Origin of the sequence: Capnocytophaga stomatis (assembly GCF_002302635.1) — a bacterium.
Classification (GTDB): Bacteria; Bacteroidota; Bacteroidia; order Flavobacteriales; family Flavobacteriaceae; genus Capnocytophaga; species Capnocytophaga stomatis.
Genome location: NZ_CP022387.1, coordinates 14,268 through 40,109 on the forward strand (window position 1 = coordinate 14,268; position 25,842 = coordinate 40,109).

Below are 25,842 nucleotides of genomic sequence, written 5' to 3' on the forward strand. Positions count from 1 at the left end.
CAGAAAGATGAAACTTGTAAAAACTCTTGTTCCTCTGCTGTTAGGCGTTTTCCTGTGTTGGTACGCGTATAGCCAATTCACTGAGAAACAACTTGTTGAAATCAAGATGAAGTTTATGGACGCCAATTACTTTTATATTGGTCTTTCTATCTTTTTGGGATTTTTGAGTCATATTTCAAGGGCTATTCGTTGGCAATTGCTAATCAGTCCGTTAGGATACAGAGCAAAGACCGCAAACAGAATTATGGCGGTTTTTATCGGTTATTTGGTGAACATAACAATTCCTCGCTCGGGTGAAATTTCGCGTGCTTTGGTAATTAATCGTTATGATAATGTTCCCTTTGATAAATCTTTCGGAACGATTATTTCGGAGCGTGTTATTGATATGATATTGTTGTTATCATTCACATTATCAGCTTTTTTAATTCAATTTGATTTGATAAGTGATTTTCTACTTTCAAGAGTTCCTTTTAAAAAATTAATCATTATCGGAGGAATTGGACTCATTCTTGGTGGAGGATTTTTGTGGTGGCTTTACAAATCAAAAAATTCACTTGCGGATAAAATCAGTAATTTTCTTCTCGGTTTAAAAGAAGGAATATTTTCAATTGTGAAATTAAAACAACGAAAATCATTCATTTTACATACATTTTTTATATGGGGAATGTATTTTTTGATGTTTTATGTTCCATTTTTTGCTTTGCCTGAAACCAGTGATGTTGAATTATCTACGGTTCTAACTGCTTTTGTAGTAGGTAGTTTTGCTATTGCTTTCACCAATGGAGGCTTTGGTTCATACCCGTTTTTTATTGCAGAAATTCTTTTACTTTTTGGAATTCCGTTGGTTACAGGAACTGCTTTCGGATGGATTGTCTGGGTTTCCCAATTTTTTATGACTTTATTCTTTGGCGGAATATCTTTTATACTACTTCCGTTATTAAACAGAAAAAGAAACTGATTATATCGGATTTCCTAAAATAACTTCCTTACCTTTGTTGGATTGCGTGAAAATCAGATATTTATTGCCTCCATCCTTGAGTTTGTATTTTTTCTTGATTTCATCAGCTGATAGCGGGTGATTTTTAGAAATTATATTGTATTTACCTCCTTTTTCAATACTTTTTGTTGAAATAACCTCTGATTTTAAGATTCTTCCCGGAAAATTAAGATTTATTTGTTCGGAAGTATATAAATGTGTATTGGGATGCAATTTTTGTAAACCAAAATATTTGGAAATCAAGTTAAAAGCTCCCGATTTTAGCAAACTATTATTAGGAATGTAAATGTATTCTTTAGGAGCTGAAAACGAAATTGCCACATTTTCGGCATCTTCAAAAAAGAAAGAAAACATAGGCTCGTTACTGCCTAAATTTACACATCGGCAAAGGATTTTGTTATCTGTTTTATGTTGATTTTGTAAAACAAGAACTTCTTTTACTTCATTTTTAACAGCTACAATATCAATACGTTCTATATTTGAAAGTGCTGAAAGTAAATATTTTAGGTCGATTAAAGGTGATAGTTTTATCAAAATTCGGTCTGTAATTTTCCAAAGTGCAGATTGAATTTCTAACAAGTTAGGCGAAAGTTCTTCCAAGAGAAATTTTTTCTTATTGTTTTCATCTCTTCTGGCTGGGTCGATGAAAATCAAATCGAATTTTTCTGATTTTTTTTCTAAAAATTCGTACAAAGATTGTTGATGAAAATTTGCTTTTCTGCCTAAAATCAACCAATTATGCTGTACTAACTTTAAAAGCTCTGGATTTTGTTCTACCAAATGTACTTCTTCAAAATTTTCAGACAGGAAAAAGGCATCAATTCCCAATCCGCAAGTTAAATCCAAAAAACGTTTACCTTGCATTCCAACAGACTTAAATTCAGCTGTTTGTTGTGAAGAGGCTTGTTCCAAATTCAGATGCGGAGGGAAAAGGATATCGGGTTGATTTAAAAAAGGAAATTTTTTGGAAGCGGTATTTCTTCCAATAATTTGCTGAGCCAAATATTTATTGCTAATTCCTTCAAAAACAGGTTTTTTAAGCAATAAATCGGAGATGTTTATATTTAAATTTTCGGTGATAAAATCCTGGATTTTTCTATCTAAAATCATATTAAAAGAAAAAACAAAAGAATGATTTTTTGAAAAATTTCTTAAAAATCATTCTTTTTGGTTTTATAAATCTTTCATTTTACTTGCTAAAGTTTCGATGAATTTTGAAATGGGAGATTTAATCATCATTGTCATCATTGGATTAAAATTTCCTTCAAAAAGAAGCTGTACTTCGGTCTGATTATCAGATTTTTCCAATAAATTTGCGGTAAGCGTAAACGGAACTTTATCACTTTTTGCTCCCAAAACAATTTGTGAATGAGGCGTATTTCCTTTCTTTTCCAATGCGATTTCGGGCATTCCTTTTAGTGCAAACAGAAAAGAATTTTCGTTGAGAACCTGAAATTTACTAATGGAATCAGGCATTAATTTTTCAAAATTTTCTACATTTTGCAGCAATCCGAACAATTCTTGTTGGCTTTTTGGTACAGTTACTTTTGGGCTTTCTAAATTCATTTTGTAAAAATATAAAGTTAAAAAAGCATAAAGCTAAAAAGATACGAAATTAGAAATTTTCATTTCTCAAATCACTGATTTTTTTGGCTTTATACTTTTGGGTTATTTTATTGTTTCCATTGAGATGGATTTTCCCTCCATTCTTTTAATGTTTCTAATTCATTTTCAGAAATATATCCTATTTTTAAGGCTTGCAAAAGTAAATTTTCATAATCGCCTAAGGTGTGTAAATTCACTTTTTCATTTGCAAAATTGGAGTTAGCCACATCAAATCCGTAAGAGAAAATAGCTATCATTCCCAGTACATTAGCTTGGCTGTCTTTCAATGCTTTAACGGCGTTTAAACTACTCATTCCGGTACTGATAAGGTCTTCAATTACGATAACATTTTGATTTGCTTCCAAAAGCCCCTCAATTTGATTTTGTCTGCCGTGTTTTTTAGGCTCAGGACGCACGTAAATAAAGGGCAATCCCAACTGATTTGCCACAAGCATTCCTATACCGATAGCTCCCGTGGCGACGCCCGCGACTACCTCAGCATTTGGATATTTTTCTTTGATGTGTTTCGCCATTTCTGAAGCAACAAAATCTCTAACTTCTGGGTATGAGAGTATTATGCGATTATCACAGTAAATTGGAGATTTCCAGCCTGAAGCCCAAGTAAAAGAATTTTCAGAATTCAATTTTATTGCTTTTATTTGCAATAAAAAATCAGCTGTTTTTTGTGCAGTATTACTATCTAAAATCATTTTTAATTATGTATGAAATTTTTGCTAACGATAAATCTATTATTCTGACAAATGTAGAAGAAAATATTAACAATGTCAAATTTTTTCGGCTAAAAGATGTGACAATTGATTTTATTATGTCAGAATTGAATAAAAAAGGCGTTGAAAAAATCTATCTTTATCATCCTAAGGAAGAAAAGCTTCTTAAAAAATTCAAGAAAAAATTGTCTGTAATTAAAGCTGGCGGAGGAATTGTTACCAACAAAAAAGGTGAAATTCTGATGATGAAAAGGCGAGGAAAGTGGGATTTACCAAAAGGCAAAAAAGAAAAAGGAGAGAATATTGCCGTTTGTGCTTTGCGTGAGGTGGAAGAAGAAACAGGAGTTAAAAAGCTGAATTTGATGCGTTTCAGAACCATAACATATCATATTTTCAAACAAGACGGGCAATATTTCCTGAAAGAAACTTATTGGTACGATATGGAAACGAAATACAAGGGCGTTCTTAAAGCTCAAATTGAAGAAGATATAGAAATGGTTTGTTGGAAAAAGCCCGATGAAGCCAGGGAATTAATCAAAAAATCATATAAAAATATTCAAAAAATATTTGAATGATTTTATAAAAATTTGATTATCAATTTTTTAAGTTACAAAAACAAGATGATTAAGTTGATTTTAGTAGCGGGCTTAGGAAGTTTTATCGGTGGAATTTTGAGAGTAATTATTTCTTTCATTTTGAACATAAAATTTGATAAAACTTTGCATTTTCCCATCGGAATTATGACTGTAAACATCATCGGATGCTTCCTGATAGGCGTTTCTTTTGCTTATTTTAAAGAAAAACCACAATTTGGAACGTTACAGTACTTCCTAATGACTGGAATTTTAGGAGGATTTACCACTTTTTCAACTTTTTCGCTCGAAACACTTCAACTTTTCCAAAATAATGAACCTATGAAAGCAATTTTGTACGTTTTAGGAAGCATTCTGCTCGGAATTACGGCTTGTTTTTTGGGAAGTAGAATACATTTTTAACAAAACTTAAAGACAGAATGAAAAAAAATCTACTATTAGCGATATTATCAGGATTTCTTTTGGCTCTTTCTTGGCCTACATACGGCTTTACAGCACTGATTTTCATCGCTTTTGTTCCGTTGCTGTTGGCAGAACAAAATATACGTAAAAATTATACGCAAACTAAAAGAAAAGTATTTATAATCAGTTATTTATCTTTTCTTATTTGGAACATTATTACTACGTGGTGGATATGGCATTCAACTAAGGGCGGAGCAGTTTTTGCAATTTTAGCAAATACATTACTGATGACCATCACATTTTTGCTTTATCACGTCGTTGCGAAAAGATTACCTCAAAAAATAGCATTTATTTTCCTGATTACGATATGGTTATCTTTTGAGAAATTTCATTTGACGTGGGATGTTTCGTGGCCTTGGCTCAATTTGGGAAATGTTTTTTCCGGAAAAATCACTTGGGTTCAATGGTATGAGTACACGGGAGCTTTTGGTGGTAGTTTATGGGTTTTATTTATAAATATTCTGCTTTTTTCTTTTATTAAATCATATTTTGAGCTGAAAAACAGAAAAAATCTTGCAAAAGGCGTGGGAATTTCAGTTTTATGCTTTGCTGTACCCGTTTTGGTTTCTTATTTTATGTATATTAATTACAAAGAAAAAGAAAATCCTATCGATGTAATTGTTTTACAGCCAAATATTGACCCTTATTTTGAAAAATATCAGATTTCAAACCAAGACATAGCACAATTATTGGTAAATCTTTCCGAAAAATCATTAGACGAAAAAGTTAATTTCATCATTACTCCCGAAACAGTTTTTGCTGATAATGTTAAGTTTGAAAACTTACAAAATTCGTGGGAACTTTCCATTTTGCGTTCAATGGTGCTGAAATTTCCAAATTTGAACGTTGTTGGAGGCATTGCTATGATTGATTTTTTCAAAGAAAAATCCAAAATAACCGAGCAAAGCAATTATTTGGAAAGAGCTGACATTTGGTATAACGATTACAATTCGGCTTTTTTGCTAAACAAAAATGACTCAATTCCTTTATATCACAAATCAAAATTGGTGGTTGGAGTTGAAAATTTTCCGTATCAAAGCGTTTTAAAGCCTATTTTGGGCGAAACTTTGATAGATTTGGGCGGAACAGTTGCCTTAAAAACTACTCAAGAGGAAAGAAGCGTCTTTTTTGGTGAAAAAACAGAAGGAAAAGCAGCTCCTATTATCTGTTATGAGTCGATTTATGGTGAATTTGTAACCGATTATATCAAAAACGGAGCTAATTTTTTGGCAATCCTGACAAACGATGCTTGGTGGAAGAACACACAAGGACACAAACAATTATTAAGTTATGCTCAATTGCGTGCCATTGAAACTCGCCGTAGTATTGCTCGAAGTGCCAATACCGGAATTTCTGCGTTTATCAATCAGCGGGGTGAAATTACCGATTCGCTGTCTTACGAAAAACAAGGAAGTTTGCGAAGCAACATCAATTTGAATGATAAAATAACATTTTATGTAAAAATGGGAGATTATTTGGCTCGAATTTCACTATTTTTGAGTTTATTTATATTCTTGTATGCAATGGCAAGAAAACGTGATTAATGAATATCTGGCAATTTTATGAATAGAATTTTAAGTTTTTTACTAACCGTTTGTTTATGTACTTTGAATGCATATTCTCAGAAAAAAATGAAAATAGAAATACAGAAAATCAGTAATATAGAAGATTTTCCCAGTGGTTCGGGATTGGGAGCAAATGGGGAAAAATTATATGCAATTGGCGATGATAGTCCATTTTTATACGTCATAGATTCAGATTTTCAGGTGGAAAATAGAATTTCGTTATTGGAAGCCTCTTCGGAAGATTTTAAAGGAAATCGTATTAAAAAGAAAATGAAACCCGACTTTGAAACTTTGGAAATGATTTCTGAAAATGAGCTTGTTATATTTGGTTCAGGTTCAAAGTCTCCACGACGTGACGTTTTTGTGCGAGTTTTACTAAATGAAATTCTAGATGTGGAAAGTTACTCAATAACAGAATTTTATGAGCATTTAAAAAGTTTTCCATTAGTAAAAGATATAGAACTCAATCTTGAGGCAAGTGCTTTTTCTGACGGATTTTTATATTTATTTAATAGAACGAATAACATTATCGTAAAATTTGATTATCAAGAATTTATCTCTTATTTAAAAACAGGAAATCTTCCTAAGATTGAGATAAATCAAGTGTCTCTCCCTCAAATTGAAGGAGTTGAAGCAGGTTTTTCAGGAGCTACATTTTCTGAGAAATCAAAAATTCTTTTTACGGCTTCGGTTGAGGCTACTGATGATGCGTACAATGATGGAGAAATTATCGGGAGTTTGGTAGGAATAATCGATATTTCTGACTTTCAGAAGGCAAAAGTAATTCGTTATAACTTTATCCCGAGTGAGAAACAACCCATAAAAGTGGAATCTGTTGCTATATTGCCTTCAAAATCAGGTCGTAATACGGAAGTTGCTTTTATAACTGACGATGATAACGGAAATACAAAACTGATTAAGGCGGTTTTGAAAATGTGATTTTATTGTAAATTACGTTCAAGTTTTCCGTAGAGCAAGTCCAAATAATAGCGAGCTTCTTCCGTAAGGTTTTGATTTTCAAAATATTCTTTTTCAATGATGGGCAGCACAATTCTGGCAAGTTTAGGGCTTATTACCCAGTTTCTCACCTGATTGTTGAAGCTGGGATTTTCTGAAAAAGCATTCGAGTAATAACCTTCAGAATCAATATAATAGTACATCATTACTTCCAAATGTTTCAGAGCAATCGGGGAGGAGCTAAGCTCGTTTTCCCAAATTTCAAGTAAATGCTCGATTGGAAGTCCCGCTAAATCAAACATTAAAATATAATTCATCGCATCATCTCCTTGGCTTTGGTTGAAATTTGTCAGCACATATCTGATAAATTCCGCCGAAAAGCGTTTCATAAAATCCAATTCGGCTTGTCGCCAAGAACTTCTTTCAAAATGGCATTTATCCAAAATAAGTTCGGTGGAATGCCTTATCGTAGCGTCTTCCGCTAACAGTTCAAGTATCCGTGGCAAAAAATGCTTTATTTCATATCCCGATTCGTCATAATGTACCGCATCCAAATAATCATAAATGGCACAGGCAGAAAGCTCTGAAACAGGCGTTTGTAAAAGTTCTTGCATCCTTTCAGCTGATACACAGCAAGGAGTACACACGCTCAATCGTCCATTAAGTTGATAGTCAAAAATATGATACGCTTCCTCTATAAGTAATTGTATATTCTTACTGGTTTTAGGTGTGTTCTTCTCAGGGCGTGTTTTTATTTTCATCGGATTGATTATATTCTGATTACGGGACAAAATTACAACAACAATACGCAATCTTTTTACGTAGTTAGTTTTTTATTGAAATAAAAAGATTACTACTTTTATGAAGTACGGACAGACCTATTTTATTCTTCCGTAGGTTTATCAGCAAAAATCTTCTTCATTGGCACTAAGTTTTTTATTCTGTGCGGAATTACACTTCGTATGTTCATAATCGCACTTATATTCTTCTTTTATTAAGTTGTATCTTTCTGACATATAAATATATACATTTTGGCATCTATATTGCTTACTAATGTTATATAAAAGTTAAATTCTGTATGAAATATTATGTTTTTCTTTTGATTTTATGGCTTTTTCCAGCACGATTTTATGCCCAGCAAGATACGCTTAAACTTACACTGACCAAAACCATAGAACTTGCACGCAAGCAATCACCACAAGCTGTATCGGCACGGCATCAGTACAGAGCGATGTATTGGAATTGGCGTTCCTTTAAGGCTGATTATCTGCCGAGTTTATCCTTTAACTCTTCCTCTTCGCTGAATCGTTCCATTAGTTCGATTACCTTGCCCGATGGTAGCGACAGTTTCGTACACCGCAATCAACTTCTGAACGATAATTCGCTTACTATCAATCAGAATATAGCTCCGCTCGGTGGAAGTATTTATATGAAAACAGGCTTGCAAAGGCTTGACATTCTATCGGATAAGATAATTTCTTATAAATCTACACCTATTGTTTTGGGATATTCACAAAACTTGCTCGGGTACAATCATTTGAAATGGAACAGAAAAATAGAACCCATACGATACACACAAGCACAGAAGGAATTTCGTGAAACTTTGGAGCTTGTCGCAGCGACAGCCTCTTCCAAATTCTTTAAGTTGGCGATGGCTCAGAGTAATTGGGAATCAGCTTCATACAATTATGCTACTGCCGATACGCTTTACCGATATGCACAAGGACGTTATAAAATAGGGACTATAACTGAGAATGAAATGCTTCAGCTTGAAATTAACTATCTTACCGAACAAACCAACAAGATGAATGCTCGCATTGAAATGGATGATTACATACAGGATTTGCGAAGCTTTCTGGGAATCACTGAACAGACTAAAATTGTGGTAGAAATAGCTTCAAACCTGCCGGAATTTCTGGTTTCGGAACAAGAAGCTTTAACTTTGGCTCGGCAAAATAGTCCTGAGATAGAAAATTTTAAGTTAAGAAAGTTAGAAAGTGAAAGTTCTGTTGCGAAAGCACGTTCATCACACGGTATGAAAGCCGATTTATATTTAGAATTTGGACTAACACAAACGCATAAAGAACTAAAAGGGGCATATCGTAGTCCGCTTGACCAACAGTTAGTTAGCCTGGGGATTCGGATACCGATTTTGGATTGGGGCGTAGGAAAGGGCAGGGTAGAGGTAGCTAAAAGTAACTATGAAAAAACACTTACCGACATTAAGCAAGCACAAACTGATTTCGATGCTAATATTGTGAAGTTAGTAAAACAATTTAATTTACAGGCTAATAAAGTGCATATCGCTCAAAAAACGTCGGAAAGAGCAAAGAAACGAAATGAGGTTGCTTACCGATTGTATTTACTGGGAAAGTCGAACATATTGGATTTGAATTCGGCAGTGGCAGAAAAAGACCGCTTACAACGTAGTTTTATTCTTGAATTGCAAAATTATTGGAGTATGTACTACACTTTGCGAAGCATCACAGGTTGGGATTTTCAAAAGAATACTGAAATTCCGTTAGAAAAACCAATGATTAATAATTCTTACAATGATTTTTAAAACAGGAAAATATCAGCACTGAGGAATTAATAAAATTCTGCAACAGGAAAGTATCAGCAATGAGGGATTGATAAAATTCTGCATCAGGAAAATGTTAGCACTAAGAGATTGATAAAATTCTGTATCAGGAAAGTATCAGCACTGAGGGATTGATAAAATTCTGCATCAGGAAAATATTAGCACTGAAGGATTAATAAAATTCTGTTTGAAAAAATATGATAAACAGAATTAAACATATTAATTTGTAACGAGAAAAAGACAAAAATTTATATATTAAGAATAAAAACCAAAAAGATTTTAATTATGTTATCACATTATTTGAAAATTACCGTTCGGAATATATTGAAACACAAGTTTCGCTATTTGCTAACCACTTTAGGAATTGCCGTGGGGATTACGGTATTTGCTATTTTTCAATTTGCAATTGATATACTCAATGAATTTGAACATAATCTCCCTAAAGATAAACAATTATATACTTTGTCTGTAAACTTTAAAGAACAAGGGAGCAATTCGGAAGCAAGTTACTTATTAACTCCTTATTTGGTTTTGGAAAGGCTGAAAGAAGAGCATTTACCTGAAATTCAAACAATAGCCAGCTATGAGAATGTTGAGTTAGATGTTTATGCTTGTCCTGAGCATAAGCAAGAATGGATGTTTAGTGGGGCAAATCGGTTTGCAAGTAAGGAATTTTTTGATTTGATTGGAGCTAAATTTATTTCGGGGGGAGTATCTCGATGGGAGCATCAACCTTCGGTAGTTTTAACAGATTATTTTGCTAAAAAACTCTTCGGAACTACCAATGTGGTGGGTAACAGCATTGAAATACATAATAGTGTTTACCAGAGAACCTTTACGATTGCGGGAGTAATAAAACCGCTAAATCTCCCAAGATATAATGCGGAAATATTCAGCTCTGAAAGTTTATTCGAAAGAAAAGAGGGAGGAGTGCTTGTAACGCTCTCAAAAGATGCATCCGTAGAGGAGTTAAACAAAGTACTAAAACACCGTACATCAAATTACCAATTCCTTGAACGAGAAAATGTGGAGTACTCTTATGTTGAGTTACAAGAAGCAGAAATTGGAAAAAATCTTCCCACTCCTTTGTATGTGGTTCTAAGCTTTTTGGCTTCGATTGTTCTCATAATTGCATTGTTCAACTTCTTTAATTTACTTGTTAATTCAATTCAGGCTCGCATCAGGCAGTTTACGTTACGGAGAATTGTAGGTGCAAATCGTTGGACGTTTATGTTAATGCTTTTCTGTGAGATAATTCCAATACTCTTAGGAGCAACACTTATAAGTTATCTGCTTACAGAAATATTTATTCATTGGCTGTTATCTTCTCAAATTATCCTCAAAAACGAGTACAATAAAGTAGCATCTATTTTACCCATACTGTATGATTATCCTTGGCAAATTGCTTTATATACTTTCCTTTTGTGTATTGTGGTGGCTTTTTTACTTACAAATTACATCCAAAAGATAGTTTTAACACAAGGAATACGTGGAAAACTACTTAAGGGAAGTAAAAACTATATGCGTAATGGTCTTATTTTCTTTCAGTTATTATTTACATTGATTGTATTTACAGTGTTTTATACTTTATTTGGATTTCTTTTTTCACAAATTAAAGATACTCACGAAACTTTATCAAAAGAACAAACTCAATCCGTTTTTTCTGTGTCTCTGTCAGAACTGAAATTAAGAACCAATCAAGAAGAAATCATTTCACGCATCAGAGGAATTGCAGGCGTAGAAGGTATTTTAAGCATTACTGGCGAAAATAATTTTTCGTTCCCTAGTTTCATAAACTATGATAAAAATATGGGAGTTGAAGCTTTTGTATTCATATTATCAGAAGATTATAGTCAGTTTATGGAGATGAAAGAGCCGTTACCTCGCAAATCGTTGGCTCCTAATGAAGCGATAGTAAATCAAAAATTAGCGGACAAACTTAATTCATTAGGCAAATCCGAAATTTCAATATATGGAGTTACGCATAAAGTAGTAGGCTCTGTGAGTAACATTCCTTATTCTAAAACAGATTCATATGCGGTTTTAGCTTCGGCAGATGTGCTTGGTAGAGGAAATTATTTAGTAAAAAGCAATGTTGCACAAGCAGAAAACGTTAAAACTGAAATCCTGAAGATAATCAGAGAATATTTACCTGCTACAATTCCTTATCGTATGGGTACAATGTATGAGCAAATTAACTATACCAATACCATTGCTAATAGAATTGTTGGTGGAATTTCCATACTTGCCGTAATGAGCTTGATTCTGACTTTGTTAGGGATATACACTGCTGTAAATGCAGATATTACACGCCGAAGAAAAGAAATAGCTATCCGAAAAATTAATGGAGCTACCTATCGCGATATCCTTTGGAAACACTTAAGATTATATATCATAATGCTTTTGATTATTCTGATATTGAGCATTCCGGTAAACATTTTTGCCTTGTCAGGTTTGGAACTTACAGTGTTTTTTGATAATTTTTCACTTATGGTGATAATTTCTTGTCTTTCAACGTGGAGCGTTTTGGTAATATTCATTCTATTAACAATTTACCGCCTCATACACAAAGCGTGCAGTGAAAATCCTATAAATGTTATCAAATCAGAATAATTTTGAAATTTTAAAAAGATATAAATATTGTTTTCTAAAAAACTATAAAAAACACCATTATGGAAAAACACAATAACTATCACGAATCACGAGATTCCAATATGGACAAAAAGCTTCCTCCTAAAACATTCATTCAGAAGTACAAATATCACTTGATTTCAGGTTTTGCTTTTGCGGTTTTTCTGGCGTATATTTTTATAAATATTTTGGACGGAAGAAAACTCCGTGTGGATAACGACAAAATACAAATAGCAGAAGTTACCGAAGCTCCCTTTCTGGATTACGTGGATACGGAAGGAAACGTACAGCCCATTATGACCATAAAAATCAATGCGTTGGAAATGGGAACAGTAGCCCGAATTGTAGCCGAAGAAGGAACAAATATACGAAAAGGAGATACAATTTTGGTTCTTCAAAATCCTGAATTGAATCGCATTATTGAGGAACAGGAAAGCGAATGGGAAAAACAGCGGATTATCTATCAGGAAAAGAAAATTGAAATGGAACAAAAAAGTATTTTGCTTCAGCAGCAAACCCTGCAAGCTCGTTACGAATTGAATCGCCTTGGCAAGGACTTCAATTTAGGAGAAGAAGAATTCAAAATGGGCATCAAGAGCAAAGCACAGCTTGAAGTACAACGTGAAGAGTTCAACTATAAGACCAAAAGCACCGCCCTGCAACTCGAGAGCCTAAAACAAGACAGTGCATCGACAAAATTACGCTACGAGCTTATGAATAATGATTTACAACGTGCCAGAAAACAAAATCAGCATATCAGGAACCGTATGGAAAGCCTCGTAGTTCGTGCTCCCATTGATGGGCAATTGAGTTTCCTCAATGTAACTTTAGGGCAGCGTGTAGGGCAATCGGAAAGTGTTGGAGAAATTAAGGTTATCGACAATTTTAAAATCAAAACACGATTAAGTGAATACTATATCGACAGAATTACTTCCGGATTGCCTGCTTCCATTACTTATCAGGGTAAAAAGTATCCCCTACGAGTATCCAAAGTTATTCCGGAGGTAAAAGACAGGCAGTTTGAGGTGGATTTAGTTTTCACAGGCGAAAAACCTGACAATGTACGCATCGGGAAAAGTTTTCGGCTTCAGATAGAACTCGGGCAGCCCGAAACTGCTTTGATTATCCCTCGAGGGGATTTCTTCCAGACTACCGGAGGTCAGTGGCTCTTCAAAATGAATCCTTCAGGAGATAAAGCAACTCGAATTCCCGTTAGCATCGGAAGGCAAAATCCCTCTCAATATGAAATTATCAGCGGATTGCAAAAAGGAGACCGTGTTATCATTTCAGGTTATGGAACTTTTGGAGAAGCTGAGACTATTCAAATTGAAAAGAAGTAAAAAGGAAATTCGTTTGTAGATAATTTTTTTAATTTTAGTTCAAAAGGAAGTTTGATTATATTAAATTAAATTACAACAAACCAAAAAGGAAATTTAACTAACATAAAATAAATAGTAATAAACACAAAATTATATGTTACCACATTATTTGAAATTAGCTTGGCGTAATATAGTAAGGTATAAAACGCAAAGTATTATTAGTATAACTGGTATGGCTATCGGTTTTACGGCATTTATTTTAGCAGGATATTGGTACTATTGGGAAAATACCTTCGATACATTTCATCCTGACTGGGAAAGAACCTATGCTATCACTACTTCCAATTATTCGGAGGAAATAGATAATCTGAATCAGTTAAATAAATATGCCCGAGAGGAATTTGAAAAATTTTCTGAAGTAGAAAAAGTTACATTAACCAATTTATTCTTACATTCTCCTGAAAAACAAAATCGTGTTTGGGTAGGAATGGAAGTTGAAGAATCCTTTTTTGATATGTTTCATCACGAATTTATAGAAGGAACATACAAAGGAAATCCGTTTGACGGAAAAAGTGTGATACTTACAGAACAAATGGCAATAAATCTCTTCGGAAGTACTTCCTGTTTGGGCAAAAAATTTGAAATTAATAATAAAATATCATTTGATATTGCTGGAGTAATTAAGGAATACCCTCAAAATACACATTTTAAGTTTGAATATTTATGTTTAACCAAAATTGAATATCATCATTTAGGTAGATTACCTACATATATCAAAGTTAAACCTAATACTGATATCAATCAATTACGAAACAAGATAGAAGGATATACTGTTAAGGAAAAAGATGATGTTTACAATAAATATTCTAAATACAAATATAGACTTTGTAAACTTCCTGACGTTCATCTGACAACCAATTCACATCTTAAAAGTCGTTTTCGCAACATCAAGATACTATTTTGTGGTGGATTATTAGCATTTATCAGTGCTTTGATGAATTTATTAGTTCTCTTTCTTTCCCGACAGCAAGTCAAGTTACGTTATAATGGTCTTTATCGTGTGATAGGGGCATCAACAAAAGGACTTATACTGAGAGGAATTACAGAATTGACAGTCTTTATGCTGATTAGCTTCATCGTATCAATGACCTTGATAGAAATAATCTTTCCTTTCTATCAAGAATATACAACGATTCATTCTGAAGGAGAGATTTTCAGTAATTTTAAAAATTTTCTCTCAAAAGGAGATTTGATTCAGGCATCTGTAATTAGTTTTGCCATATCGGGGATTCTTTTTTTACTTCTATGTATTATTCCCATCTATTTTCTGATTCAAAAACACAAAAAATCAACTTCATTTGCCTTGAGAGACTTTCTTGTTTCGGGTCAAATTTTTATAGGAAGCTTATTTCTGATAACCGCTTTGGCTTTCTATTTACAATACAGCTATACAAGAAATACGGATAAGGGAATTGTACCTGATAACATCTGGCAAATTGATGTAGGTTTCTTTAATTCTATTTCTTCAAACTATTCAGGTTTTCTGGAAAGTATAAAACAATCTTCTTACATTGAAGAAGTTACTACAACTACCAATGAAATTTTTTCTACATCTGGAATTTATTATGGAAGTTATCAAAGGATATTAAATTTAAATAAAAATGGAGAAGTTTTTAAAATGAATGTTCTTTTAGTAGAGCCAAACTTTTTGCCTTTTTTTGGTTTACAAATGAAATCGGGGGAATGGTTATCAGAATCTGACCATAATAAATATGTAATGAATGAAATAGGAGCAAAAGAAATAGGTATTAAAAATAATTTATCCAAAGAAGGTACTCCTTTTTCAGATATTCCGATTGAATTCAAGGGAATTGTAAAGAATTTTTACTATACTTCAATGCAAAATCCTTTAAAAAATGTATTTATTAAGGTAAGAGAAAAAGAATCTGAGGAAGAAAAATCATTTGGTCAGTCCTACATTTATATAAAAGTAAAACCAGAGAATAAGGATAAGGTTTTAGCTTTTTTAAAAGAGCAATATGGTAAATTTTCTAATGAAGAAGTACCTTTGGAGAAGCGATTTTTGTATCTGCCTGAGGTTATGGAAAACCTAAATGCCTCAGATATTAAGATGTCTTGGATATTTTTAACTCTGGCAGCCACATCCATATTAATTTCTGCCTTGGGAATATATTCATTAGTGTCATTATCTGTTGAACAACGCAAGAAAGAAATTGCAATACGCAAAATAAGTGGAGCAACTTTCGCTGATATTTTAAAATTATTCCTAAAAAGATATCTTTTTATATCTATAATATCTAATTTAATTGCACTACCTATTGGATATTTGTTCATATCAAAATGGTTAGAGACATATGCGTATCATTTTGAGCTTTCTATTTGGTTATTTGCGATAGTGTTGATTATAATTAATGTAATTATTATTTTATCGGTATCAAAACAAGTAAATGAAGCAATGAAAATAAATGAATCAAGTGTACTTAAATTAGATTAATAAGATAAATGAATTTATTTTAATAAATTTGAATTACCTTTTTAACTAAAACAAAATATATTTACTTAAAAAGGAATTTTGAATTAAGATAATTAATTTTAATTAACATTAATTGAATTACATTTTAAGGATAATAATTTTATTTTATAATTAGTTGAATGTAATTTTATAGTAAATGAAAATGAATTATAATAAAATGAATTTCCTTTTATAGATAATTAATTACAATTGAATTAAGTATGAAACTATTTTATACCTAACTATTTTAAAAAAACTTAAATAATTTACGAATTTTAAATATATAAAAGATGATAAAGACAACCAATTTACAGAAAATCTTCCGCACGGAAGAAATTGAAACGTGGGCATTAACAGACGTTAGTATTGATATTAAGGAAGGGGAATTTGTTGCTATTATGGGACCTTCAGGCTGTGGGAAATCCACTTTGTTGAATATTTTAGGTTTACTGGATAATCCTACCTCCGGAGAATATTACCTAAATGGAACTAATGTGACTGAGTTTACTGAAAATCAACGTACAACACTCCGAAAAGGTGTAATAGGATTTGTTTTCCAAAGTTTCAATCTTATTGAGGAATTAAGTGTATATGAAAACATTGAATTGCCTTTGCTTTATATGAAAATTCCCGCCCCCGAACGCAAAAAACGTGTAAAAGAAGCGATGGAACGTATGGCAATTTCGCATCGAGAGAAGCATTTTCCTCAGCAACTCTCTGGCGGACAGCAACAGCGTGTTGCCATTGCTCGTGCTGTTGTTGCCAACCCAAAATTAATTCTCGCGGATGAGCCAACGGGAAATCTTGACAGTAAAAATGGGGCAGAGGTTATGAAACTTCTTTCCGAACTTAATGCTGAAGGCACAACAATTGTAATGGTAACCCACAGCCGTCACGATGCTGGCTATGCAACTCGCATTATTAATCTTTTCGATGGAAGAGTAGTTCCTGAAGTAGAATTATAGTTTCAATTAAAATAAACGGGCTGAGAATTAATACTCTCAGCCCGTTTTTATTTAAGTAAAATGTATATACTTTTTCTGATTTACTTACGTTTCAATACTTTCTCCACAGCTTTGATTACGCCGTTTTTGTCGAGTCCGTATTTTTTCATCAGGTCGGCAGGTGTTCCCGATTCCCCAAATGTGTCATTCACTGCAACGAATTCTTGCGGAGCGGGCAACCTTTGAGTAAGTACACGAGCTACGCTTTCGCCCAATCCTCCGTAGTAATTGTGCTCTTCGCAAGTAACGATACAACCTGTTTTCTTTACGGAATTCAAAATAATTTCCTCGTCCAAAGGTTTTATGGTGTGAATGTTAATCACTTCGGCGGAAATACCTTGCTTTTCCAACTCGTCGGCGGCAAGTAATGCTTCCCAAACCAAATGTCCTGTGGCAACAATAGTTACGTCTTTTCCTTCGGTGAGAAGAATTCCTTTCCCGATTTCGAACTTTTGGTCTTCCGGAGTAAAGTTTGCTACCGTCGGACGACCGAAACGCAAGTAAACCGGACCTTGATAATCAGCAATGGCAATAGTAGCCGCTTTGGTTTGATTATAATCACACGGATTGATAACTACCATTCCGGGAAGCATTTTCATCAGTCCGATGTCTTCCAAAATCTGGTGCGTTGCCCCATCTTCTCCTAAGGTAAGCCCTGCGTGTGAGGCACAAATTTTCACATTTTTGCCCGAATAAGCAATCGATTGACGGATTTGGTCATACACCCTTCCCGTTGAAAACGCGGCAAATGTACCCGTAAACGGAATTTTTCCTCCGATGGTAAGTCCAGCCGCAATGCCCATCATATTGGCTTCGGCAATACCAATTTGGAAGAAACGCTCAGGGTTTTCTTCAATAAACTTCTCCATTTTGAGCGACCCGATAAGGTCAGCACAAAGTGCCACTACGTTAGGATTGGTACGCCCAAGCTCAACCAATCCTGCCCCGAAGCCGCTTCGAGTATCCTTTTTTCCTGTGTCTGTATATTTCATAATTGTATTTATTCAATAATTTTCCCGTTGTTAATATCTATTTTAATTGTTTTTATTCCTTCTTCAAATTGCTCTTGTTTTTCATTATCTTCGTATCGAAGTGTGTAATTTATTATAAAAGTCCAAATATTTTCCGATTTATTTAGCTCAGTTACTCTACTGAGAAATACTGTTTTGGAAGGGAAAATTTTCTCAGAATCCACCTGCCAAATTGTATTATTATCCTTAATATTTATCCTTTTAAACAACTGTTTTTCATCTCCAAATAGAATAATCTCTTCCTGATTTAAAGTATATATCTTATCAGGATTGATTAAGAATTTTGAATTTGATTTGAACAAAAATTGCCATTTATCGCCGTAAATATAAAAATCTCTATCAGAATTTCCTGTTACTTGAACTAAAAAATTAGTTTCATTCCAAGTACGTATGTCGATAATATCCCCATTCCAATCATACGAGCTATTATCTATTTTAACAAAAGTATCCTTATGAAGCACAAAAGAGAAAAGAACATAATACGGATTTACCGAAGTATTTCCTTGTTCCGCCCAATCACGTGTTATATCAATCCAAATGAAACCATTTTCTTTTAATCGACTTATGTTAGGTGTAAAACCCTTTACTAAATACGTTTTTTCTCCTTTTTTTACTTCTTTAGGAATAGGCTCTTTGTGTGAAACTACGATTTTTTTATTCTGAATTTTATATAAAAACAACTCAAAATCTTTCTTTCCTACAACAATTTCAAAATCTTTTCCTAATGAAATTCTCTCAATAGAAATATCTTGTGGAATATTTCTTTCTCGTTTAAATAGCTCAAGAAACTCTTGTCTGTTCGGTTCACTTTCTTTATTGCACGATAACATAACTATCGACAATAATATAAAAACTAATCTTTTCATTGTGTTGAATTTTAAAAATATAAACTATTATTTACAAAAAATCATTATACAAATGAGAACTAAAACTTAATATCCATTGGCAGAGTTTCTCCGTTTCCTTACTTTTGTTTTGCTCTTTTTCTTCAACCATTGTACTTGTTCCCGAGCTTCTTCTAAGGTAACAGGCAATTGTTTGGATAGGTTCTCCATACTTAACTTCGCCCTTTCCTGAAAGGATATTTTGTAACTCATTTTTAATCATTTGTATTTATTATTCAATATAAAAAATAATAAAACTTATAACTTAAAATATAAGTCATTTATTTTATATATAAAACTTCATCGACTTGTATATATATTTTTATAAACTTATATATATATCTTCGATAAGATATATACATATAATTTTAAAAATACACTTACTCGTATATCAATGAATTGAGACTTCTTTCTGAAAATAAAATTATTTTTTGTATTTTTCGTATTTGATAACGCGTTGCATTTCCTTTAAATCCACTCCGGGTGTAAACTGAATTTTATTGCTTTTGATTAGAGCGGGATTGAATTTTTCTGCCGTTTCTGCTCCTTCGCTTGAGATGGTAATTCTGAAACTCCCGAAATCGCCCAAACGAACGATACGTCCTTCCGAAAGATGTTTTACTAATACTTTGGTTAAATCGTTTAGCACCGCCAATACATCTGTATCTGACACAGTTGATGAGCCTGTTGCAATTTCTTTAGCAAGTGCACGGAAAGATATTTCACCATCTGCTTTTGCACTTGCATAAAATTTAGGTTTAGCTTCTTTGTCTAAAAGGTTTTTTCTTTCTACGATGTTGTATTTTACTGCCATAATAATAAGTTTTTTAAAGTTTATAATATATATATAAGGTGTGATGATTTTAGTTGAGATTTGAAACCAATAAGCGGAGCAAAGTCTGATTTTATACTTTTTCCGTTGAAAACTTTGCTCCGTTTGATTGTTGTTTTTCTATTTCAATTCGCTTAAGGCTTTCTCTAATCTTGGGAGAACGTCCTTAATATCTTGCAACGAACATCCGCCCGCCGAAGCTCTAAACCAAGGCATTGTTCGGCTATTTCCGAAGGCAGAAAACGGAACTAATGCCATTCCAGCTTCCTTAATCAGATAGAAAACCAAGTCGGTTGTATCGTTAAGTTTCTCGCCTTTCGGGGTGGTTTTTCCAACATAATCCAACTGAATGGTTAAGTACAAAGCTCCCATCGGACGAATGCTTTCCACTGCATATCCTTTTTGTTTCAATGCCTGAATGCCTTCGTGCAGGGTTTCCAAACTATGTTTAATCTTTCCTTTGAAATCATTTACGAATGTGTCAACTGCTTTAGTATCAGTAAGGAACTGAGCCATCGCCTGTTGTTCGGGTTTCGGAGCCCACGCCCCAACGTGCGTAAGTAGAGCCGCCATTTTACCGATGATTTCCGAAGGACCAAAAGCCCAGCCCACGCGAACGCCCGTAGCCGCAAAACATTTGGAAGAACCATCGATAAATATCGTATAAGGCTTCATTTCAGGGACTAAACTCACCGGATTAAAGTGTTTTTCTCCAAAGGTAAGCATCGCATAAATTTGGTCATACATCAAGTAAAGGGGCTTTTCGTCTGCTCCACGTTTGCGGTTTTCTTCCACAATAAGTTCGCAAATTTCTCTGAGTTGATGCTCGGAAAACATCGTTCCTGTCGGATTAAGTGGCGAACAAAGTGCTAACAGAACGGCATCTTTCAGGTGCGGACGTAGCTCTTCCGCCGTAGGTAAGAAGTTGTTTTCAGGCTTAACTTCCAGTTCTACTTTCTGAGCAGAATTCAAATACGAATAGTGATTGTTGTTCCACGAAGGTACAGGATAAATCACTTTATCGCCCTCATCTACAATAGTTTTAAAGGTTGCGTAAATCAACGGACGCGAACCTCCTGCGATAAGAATATCTTTCGCCGAGTACTCCAATGCGTAACGTTGTTTGAGGTCTTTTGAAACATTTTCCCGAAGCGGAAGGATACCACTTGCCGGCGGATAGTTCGTAAGATTGTCGGCATACGCTTGTTGAATCCCCTCTTTAAGCTCATCAGGAATGGGATAAATATTCGAATCCAAATCGCCAATAGTTAAATTTGTGATTTTTTCGCCTTTGGCTTTGAGATCGTTTACTTCATTTCCAATCTTTACAATCTCAGAACCAATTAAATTCTGTGCTAATTTTGATACGTTCATTATGGTTTGATGTTTTTAAAATTAAGGTTCGATAAATACATATGTGCCCTAAATGTTCTTTATTTGCAATACGGAACGGTATATTTTCCTTCAGCTTTATGACCTGAAATTGTTTTTGCTTCTACCCAAATAGTTACTGTTTAAAGCATTCATAGGAATACTTCCCTTACGCCCGAAAACAACATTATATTCATTTTTGTCGGCATTTTTTGGGATTTCTACGTTTAAATAATTGTCATATTCATAGACTTTGGACGAGCAATTACTCGGATGTGGAGTTACGTACACCGAAATGGATGCTCCGTTATCGAACGCTTTTCCTCCTTCCGCCGTGAAACGTTGTTCATCTATTTCCCAATAAAGTGGTTGTGAGTTATCGTTATTGTCTTCGTTTTTTGAGCAAGACATTGATAAAGCAATAACTACCGCATAAATCATTTTTGTTAATTTTCTTGTCATAATAATTATTTCTTTTTATTTTGAATTATTGTATTAGTTTGTCGTTAATTTTCTTCTTTCACTAAAACTTTTTTATTGTTCAAGCGAGTTGAAAGCCATTTTCTTAGTTTTTCTATTTCAGCTTTTCGTTCATCTTTTTTGGGTTCCTTTTTCCATTGAATACGAAAAACAGGAATTGTATCTATCTTCTTGAAGTTACTTTTCAGTTCGTTAGCAAATGAAACAGAAGCAATATCCTCATAATTTACAGCTATTTCCTTCGTGATTTGTTGGAATTTAGCAGCTTCCTTGTTGTATTTGCCCAAAGTTTCCACTTGGTCTTGCAGTAATTTTATCTTACTTTGGCTTGAAATAAGTTGTTCTTTATTAGTATTATACAACTCCTGAACGTACAGACTTTGGTCACGCTCTCGGCTATCATTCAAGATACGTAACTCTGTATTTTTCAAATACGGATAAGCTTCTTTTTGGTTATTCCAAAGGGTTTTTACTTCATCAGGAATAGGAATATCACCAAAGAAAACCAATTCAATGTAAGGATTTCCGTTATTGTATTCCACTTTTGAAAGGTCTTTTAAGAAACGACCTCCGTCAAACTCGTACGTGTCGATACTGGTTTCAATGAAAGTATTGGCATTATTCTTAAACTGAGAAACTCTCCAAACTTCATAGAAAGTATATCCCGCAGGAACCATTACCAAAGTAGCACAAATGTAAGCTATATTTGAAATTCGCTTGCGTTTGGAAGAATTTGCATAAACTACCATTGGTAAACGTAAGAAACGAAGTACCAAAAATGTAGCCAAACCAATAAAAATGGTGTTGATTAAGAATAAATACAAAGCTCCCAAAGCCAATTTCCAATCACCAACAGCTAAGAAAAAACCAACAGTACAAAGTGGCGGCATCAATGCAGTAGCAATAGCAACTCCAAAAATAACACTTGCCATTGTACCACGTTTAGCTCGAGCGATTACCAAAGCCAATCCACCGAAAAAGGCAATCAATACGTCGCGAATATCAGGGGAAGTACGTGCCAAAAGCTCAGAGGAAGTATCACGAAGCGGAAACAACCAAAAGAAAACAAAAGCTGAAGTCACACTCAAGACAACCATCACCCCGAAGTTCTTTACGGCTCGTCGTAATAAGTCCACATCATTGATAGCCAAGGAAAGAGCCATTCCTAAAATAGGTCCCATCAATGGAGAAATTAACATCGCTCCGATAATTACAGCTGTTGAATTGGCATTTAATCCTAATGATGCAATTACGATGGAGCAAATCAAAATCCAAGAGGTGTGTCCTTTAAAGGAAATGTCGGCTTTTATACTTTCGATGGTAGCTTTTCTGTCGGTGTCTTGACGAATATTCATCAATTCAGAGAGAAACTCTTTAGTTTGTTCTAAAATACTTTTAGGTTTCTCATTTGTGTCATTCATTGCACTCATAGTTAATTCATTTTTATTAAATTTAAATATTATTCAATCCCGAACGTATGTGTAAATCGCGTTGTGGGAAAGGAATTTCGATATTATGTTTTGTAAATTCCTTAAAAATTTCATAGTACAATTCGCTTTTTAAAACGATTGGCTTTTGAATATAGGTAGATGTCCAGACAACAAGCTCAAAGTTTAGTGAATTATCGCCGTATTCAACAAACCAAAAAGCCGGAGCCGGGTCTTTCAATACGCCGGAATGATTTTTAGCTATTTCCAGAACAATATTTTTCACTTTTTCAGGGTCTTCTTTATAAGCAACTCCCACAGGATAATGAAAACGAACCAAACGATCATTATGCGACCAATTCGTTACATTTCCGTTAATAAACTGAGAATTAGGTACAATTACCGAAATATTGTCATTAGTAACAATTTTAGTGGAACGCATTGAAATAGAAATGACATCTCCTGAAATATCTCCAACCTGAATGCGGTCGCCTATCTTGATTGGACGTTCAAAAAGAATAATTATCCCTGATATAAAATTATTGGTAATGTTCTGTAAACCAAATCCGATACCGACACCCAATGCCCCAAAAAGCCAACTGAAAGCCCCTAATTCAAATCCTGCTGATTTAAAAATGAACAGAAAGCCAAATAGCAAAATCAAATATCGAATTATAGTCACAATCGCAGAACGATTTCCTTTTTCTGCGATGCGACCTACAAAGAATTTATGTTCCAGAAAATACGTGATTTTCCTCGAAGCAAAAATCAAAACAGTAATAGAAACTATTAAATATACCAATGTCAATAAAGTAAAATTACTTCCTTGTATATTAAAAATTACATAGTTCATTACTTCCTTAAGTTTTTCGAAAAAATCGAACTCTGTTTCTTTCATTTTAGCAAGATTTATGCTTTTAGGCAGATAATTTTTTAGTAATCTCCTAATGTTTCAGGATTTTGAGCGAGGGCTTTGGCAAGTTGCTCATCATTCGGTGCTTTTCCGTGCCAAGCGTGTGTGCCCATCATAAAATCTACACCATTCCCCATCTCGGTATGCAGAAGTACACATACGGGTTTTCCTTTACCGGTTAGCGATTTGGCCTTTTGCATCCCTTGAAGAATAGAAGGAATATCATTTCCTTTTTCAATATCAATTACTTGCCAACCGAATGCTTCAAATTTGGCTCGTAAATCGCCTAATGGCAGAACATTATCGGTACTTCCGTCGATTTGTTTTTTGTTGTAATCAACGGTAGCTATCAGGTTATCGACGCCTTTTCCGCCAGCGTACATCGCTGCTTCCCAAATTTGTCCTTCTTGCAGTTCGCCGTCTCCGTGTAGTGTGTACACCAAATGCTTATCACCGTTGAGTTTTTTGGTCAGTGCAGCTCCAATCCCAACAGAAAGCCCTTGCCCTAAAGAACCTGAAGCAATGCGTACGCCTTCCAATCCTTCGTGTGGAGTGGGGTGACCTTGCAAACGTGAATTTAGCAATCGGAATGTATTTAGCTCACTTATAGGAAAATAGCCTCTTCGTGCTAAAACGCTGTAAAACACTGGAGAAATATGTCCGTTAGAAAGGAAGAAAAGGTCTTCATTTTTGCCGTCCATTGAAAAATCGGTGTTAATTTCCATTAATTCGTTATAAAGGCAAACTAAAAATTCAGTACAACCAAGCGAACCACCGGGATGTCCTGAATTTACTTTATGAACCATTCGTAAAATATCTCTACGTACTTGCGTAGTTAAATCTGTAAGTTGTTGAATATTCGACATAGTTATTTTTTAATTTATCCGCACAAATGTATATCTTTTTATTCTTGTGTGCAAGAAGATTCAAAAAAATGAAAGTGTAACAAAAACAAAATCAAAAGAATACTTTTTCAAAAAGATAAATTTTGCTTCGATTTTATTAAAAATGGAATTGATTATATAAAATATTGTAATTTTGTGCTCGCAAAAGTATTAAGATTGTAGAATTCAAAATTAATTTTACTTTTTAAGATATTGATTATTAGATAAAATAGATAGAAAATGTACATAGATTTTAAAGAATTACCCGAAAATTCACGAATTTGGATATACCAAAGTAATCGCAGTTTCACCGAAGCAGAACAAGCAGAATTACACACCAAAATAAAAACATATCTGGAAAATTGGACGGCTCACGGAATTGGGCTAACTGCCTCATACGAATTACGTTACAATAGATTTGTTGTGATAGGAGTAAATCAGGAATTACACGCAGTTTCAGGATGTTCGTTGGACAATTTGGCTCAATTTATTCAGCAATTAGAAAAAGATTTTCAAGTTGATTTGCTTGACAGAATGAACGTAAGTTACAGACAAGGAGAGTTTATCGCGTACAAAAACTTAGCTGATTTCAAAAAAATGGTAAAAGAAAAAGCTGTTTCTGCTAAAACCATCGTATTCAATAATTTAGTAAATACAAAAGCCGAATACGAAACTCATTGGGAAATTCCAATGGAAGAAAGCTGGCACAGTCGTTTTCTATAATTTAAAATCATCTTTTTAAAAGAAAAACAACTTATTATCAATTATTTGTATTCGTTTTTTTATAAGAATTTATTTAGGTGATTTTCGTCTTTCAAAAAATATTTTCTTATTTCGAAAAAAGATGTAAATTTGCACGCGGAAAAAAAATCGGGGTGTGGCGCAGTTGGTAGCGTACACGTATGGGGTGCGTGTGGTCGCTGGTTCGAGTCCAGTCACCCCGACTTTTTAACTTCTGATAATGATTCTAAATTCTTTTTCTTTTTGAAACATAATCGTTTTATTTATAGTTATTTACAAAATAAAAATAAAATTATTTTATAAA

24 protein-coding genes and 1 tRNA gene are annotated in these 25,842 nt (G+C 33.9%); 12 read left to right on the forward strand and 13 right to left on the reverse strand.

Annotation, left to right across the window (positions count from 1 at the left end):
* The first annotated feature begins 7 nt into the window (after positions 1-7).
* A complete protein-coding gene (locus CGC58_RS00065) occupies positions 8-958 on the forward strand; it encodes a lysylphosphatidylglycerol synthase transmembrane domain-containing protein (RefSeq protein WP_095894544.1) in 951 nt (316 codons plus the stop codon).
* Here CGC58_RS00065 and CGC58_RS00070 read toward each other — a convergent pair whose 3' ends face one another.
* The 3 genes from CGC58_RS00070 to pyrE all read right to left on the reverse strand — a co-directional run bounded on the left by CGC58_RS00070 (position 959) and on the right by pyrE (position 3,312).
* Positions 959-2,107, reverse strand: coding sequence for a THUMP-like domain-containing protein (locus CGC58_RS00070; protein ID WP_095894545.1), 1,149 nt, complete (start codon positions 2,105-2,107; stop codon positions 959-961).
* A 63-nt stretch (positions 2,108-2,170) separates the two neighbouring features.
* The gene (locus CGC58_RS00075) at positions 2,171-2,563 is read right to left on the reverse strand and encodes an orotate phosphoribosyltransferase (RefSeq protein ID WP_095894546.1); all 393 of its coding nucleotides are present in this window, start codon (positions 2,561-2,563) and stop codon (positions 2,171-2,173) included.
* Between the two features lie 107 nt (positions 2,564-2,670).
* On the reverse strand, positions 2,671-3,312 hold the full coding sequence (gene pyrE, locus CGC58_RS00080) for an orotate phosphoribosyltransferase (protein WP_095894547.1): 642 nt from the start codon (positions 3,310-3,312) through the stop codon (positions 2,671-2,673).
* A gap of 8 nt (positions 3,313-3,320) precedes the next feature.
* Between pyrE and CGC58_RS00085 the strand changes: the two genes are divergently transcribed.
* The 4 genes from CGC58_RS00085 (at position 3,321) to CGC58_RS00100 (ending at position 6,889) form a co-directional block, all read left to right on the forward strand.
* Positions 3,321-3,905 carry an NUDIX hydrolase gene (locus tag CGC58_RS00085; RefSeq protein WP_095894548.1) on the forward strand — a complete coding sequence of 195 codons (585 nt, stop codon included), beginning with the start codon at positions 3,321-3,323 and terminating at the stop codon, positions 3,903-3,905.
* 45 nt (positions 3,906-3,950) lie between these two features.
* Positions 3,951-4,325, forward strand: coding sequence for a fluoride efflux transporter CrcB (crcB, locus tag CGC58_RS00090; RefSeq protein ID WP_095894549.1), 375 nt, complete (start codon positions 3,951-3,953; stop codon positions 4,323-4,325).
* Positions 4,326-4,342: 17 nt separating this feature from the next.
* A complete protein-coding gene (gene lnt / locus CGC58_RS00095; protein WP_095894550.1) occupies positions 4,343-5,929 on the forward strand; it encodes an apolipoprotein N-acyltransferase in 1,587 nt (528 codons plus the stop codon).
* A gap of 87 nt (positions 5,930-6,016) precedes the next feature.
* Positions 6,017-6,889 (forward strand): DUF6929 family protein, encoded by an 873-nt coding sequence (locus tag CGC58_RS00100; protein WP_095894551.1) that lies wholly within the window; start codon positions 6,017-6,019, stop codon positions 6,887-6,889.
* 2 nt (positions 6,890-6,891) lie between these two features.
* Here the strand turns inward: CGC58_RS00100 and CGC58_RS00105 are convergent, their stop codons facing one another.
* Entirely contained in the window at positions 6,892-7,668 is a 777-nt protein-coding gene (locus CGC58_RS00105; protein WP_095894552.1) for a hypothetical protein, read from the reverse strand.
* A gap of 317 nt (positions 7,669-7,985) precedes the next feature.
* Here CGC58_RS00105 and CGC58_RS00110 point away from each other — a divergent pair, with 317 nt between their 5' ends.
* From CGC58_RS00110 to CGC58_RS00130, 5 genes are all read left to right on the forward strand, one after another.
* Positions 7,986-9,470: a TolC family protein gene (locus CGC58_RS00110; protein WP_095894553.1), complete on the forward strand. Its 1,485-nt coding sequence runs from the start codon at positions 7,986-7,988 to the stop codon at positions 9,468-9,470.
* Positions 9,471-9,773: 303 nt separating this feature from the next.
* Positions 9,774-12,101, forward strand: coding sequence for an FtsX-like permease family protein (locus CGC58_RS00115; protein ID WP_095894554.1), 2,328 nt, complete (start codon positions 9,774-9,776; stop codon positions 12,099-12,101).
* A gap of 59 nt (positions 12,102-12,160) precedes the next feature.
* Positions 12,161-13,459, forward strand: a complete 1,299-nt coding sequence (locus CGC58_RS00120; RefSeq protein WP_198540735.1) for an efflux RND transporter periplasmic adaptor subunit — start codon at positions 12,161-12,163, stop codon at positions 13,457-13,459.
* Positions 13,460-13,592: 133 nt separating this feature from the next.
* On the forward strand, positions 13,593-15,953 hold the full coding sequence (locus CGC58_RS00125; RefSeq protein ID WP_095894555.1) for an ABC transporter permease: 2,361 nt from the start codon (positions 13,593-13,595) through the stop codon (positions 15,951-15,953).
* 308 nt (positions 15,954-16,261) lie between these two features.
* A complete protein-coding gene (locus CGC58_RS00130; protein WP_095894556.1) occupies positions 16,262-16,936 on the forward strand; it encodes an ABC transporter ATP-binding protein in 675 nt (224 codons plus the stop codon).
* A gap of 80 nt (positions 16,937-17,016) precedes the next feature.
* Here CGC58_RS00130 and CGC58_RS00135 read toward each other — a convergent pair whose 3' ends face one another.
* The 9 genes from CGC58_RS00135 to CGC58_RS00170 all read right to left on the reverse strand — a co-directional run bounded on the left by CGC58_RS00135 (position 17,017) and on the right by CGC58_RS00170 (position 24,779).
* Complete coding sequence (locus CGC58_RS00135; protein WP_095894557.1) at positions 17,017-17,970, reverse strand: transketolase family protein; 954 nt, start codon at positions 17,968-17,970, stop codon at positions 17,017-17,019.
* Between the two features lie 5 nt (positions 17,971-17,975).
* Positions 17,976-18,872, reverse strand: coding sequence for a hypothetical protein (locus CGC58_RS00140; protein ID WP_157909163.1), 897 nt, complete (start codon positions 18,870-18,872; stop codon positions 17,976-17,978).
* Positions 18,873-18,938: 66 nt separating this feature from the next.
* The gene (locus CGC58_RS12775; RefSeq protein ID WP_198540736.1) at positions 18,939-19,103 is read right to left on the reverse strand and encodes a hypothetical protein; all 165 of its coding nucleotides are present in this window, start codon (positions 19,101-19,103) and stop codon (positions 18,939-18,941) included.
* A gap of 211 nt (positions 19,104-19,314) precedes the next feature.
* Positions 19,315-19,704, reverse strand: a complete 390-nt coding sequence (locus CGC58_RS00145; protein ID WP_095894329.1) for an HU family DNA-binding protein — start codon at positions 19,702-19,704, stop codon at positions 19,315-19,317.
* Between the two features lie 138 nt (positions 19,705-19,842).
* Positions 19,843-21,096, reverse strand: a complete 1,254-nt coding sequence (locus CGC58_RS00150) for a pyridoxal phosphate-dependent aminotransferase (RefSeq protein WP_095894559.1) — start codon at positions 21,094-21,096, stop codon at positions 19,843-19,845.
* 96 nt (positions 21,097-21,192) lie between these two features.
* A complete protein-coding gene (locus CGC58_RS00155) occupies positions 21,193-21,555 on the reverse strand; it encodes a hypothetical protein (RefSeq protein ID WP_157909164.1) in 363 nt (120 codons plus the stop codon).
* Between the two features lie 44 nt (positions 21,556-21,599).
* Positions 21,600-23,003 (reverse strand): TIGR00341 family protein, encoded by a 1,404-nt coding sequence (locus CGC58_RS00160; protein WP_095894561.1) that lies wholly within the window; start codon positions 23,001-23,003, stop codon positions 21,600-21,602.
* Between the two features lie 22 nt (positions 23,004-23,025).
* Positions 23,026-23,898: a mechanosensitive ion channel family protein gene (locus tag CGC58_RS00165; RefSeq protein ID WP_095894562.1), complete on the reverse strand. Its 873-nt coding sequence runs from the start codon at positions 23,896-23,898 to the stop codon at positions 23,026-23,028.
* Between the two features lie 35 nt (positions 23,899-23,933).
* The gene (locus CGC58_RS00170) at positions 23,934-24,779 is read right to left on the reverse strand and encodes a transketolase (RefSeq protein WP_095894563.1); all 846 of its coding nucleotides are present in this window, start codon (positions 24,777-24,779) and stop codon (positions 23,934-23,936) included.
* Positions 24,780-25,037: 258 nt separating this feature from the next.
* On the opposite strand from CGC58_RS00170, the gene CGC58_RS00175 reads away from it, so the two are divergent.
* Both CGC58_RS00175 and CGC58_RS00180 read left to right on the forward strand, forming a co-directional pair.
* Positions 25,038-25,520 (forward strand): ABC transporter ATPase, encoded by a 483-nt coding sequence (locus tag CGC58_RS00175; protein ID WP_095894564.1) that lies wholly within the window; start codon positions 25,038-25,040, stop codon positions 25,518-25,520.
* A gap of 148 nt (positions 25,521-25,668) precedes the next feature.
* Positions 25,669-25,741, forward strand: a tRNA-Pro gene (locus tag CGC58_RS00180).
* Positions 25,742-25,842: the final 101 nt, after the last annotated feature.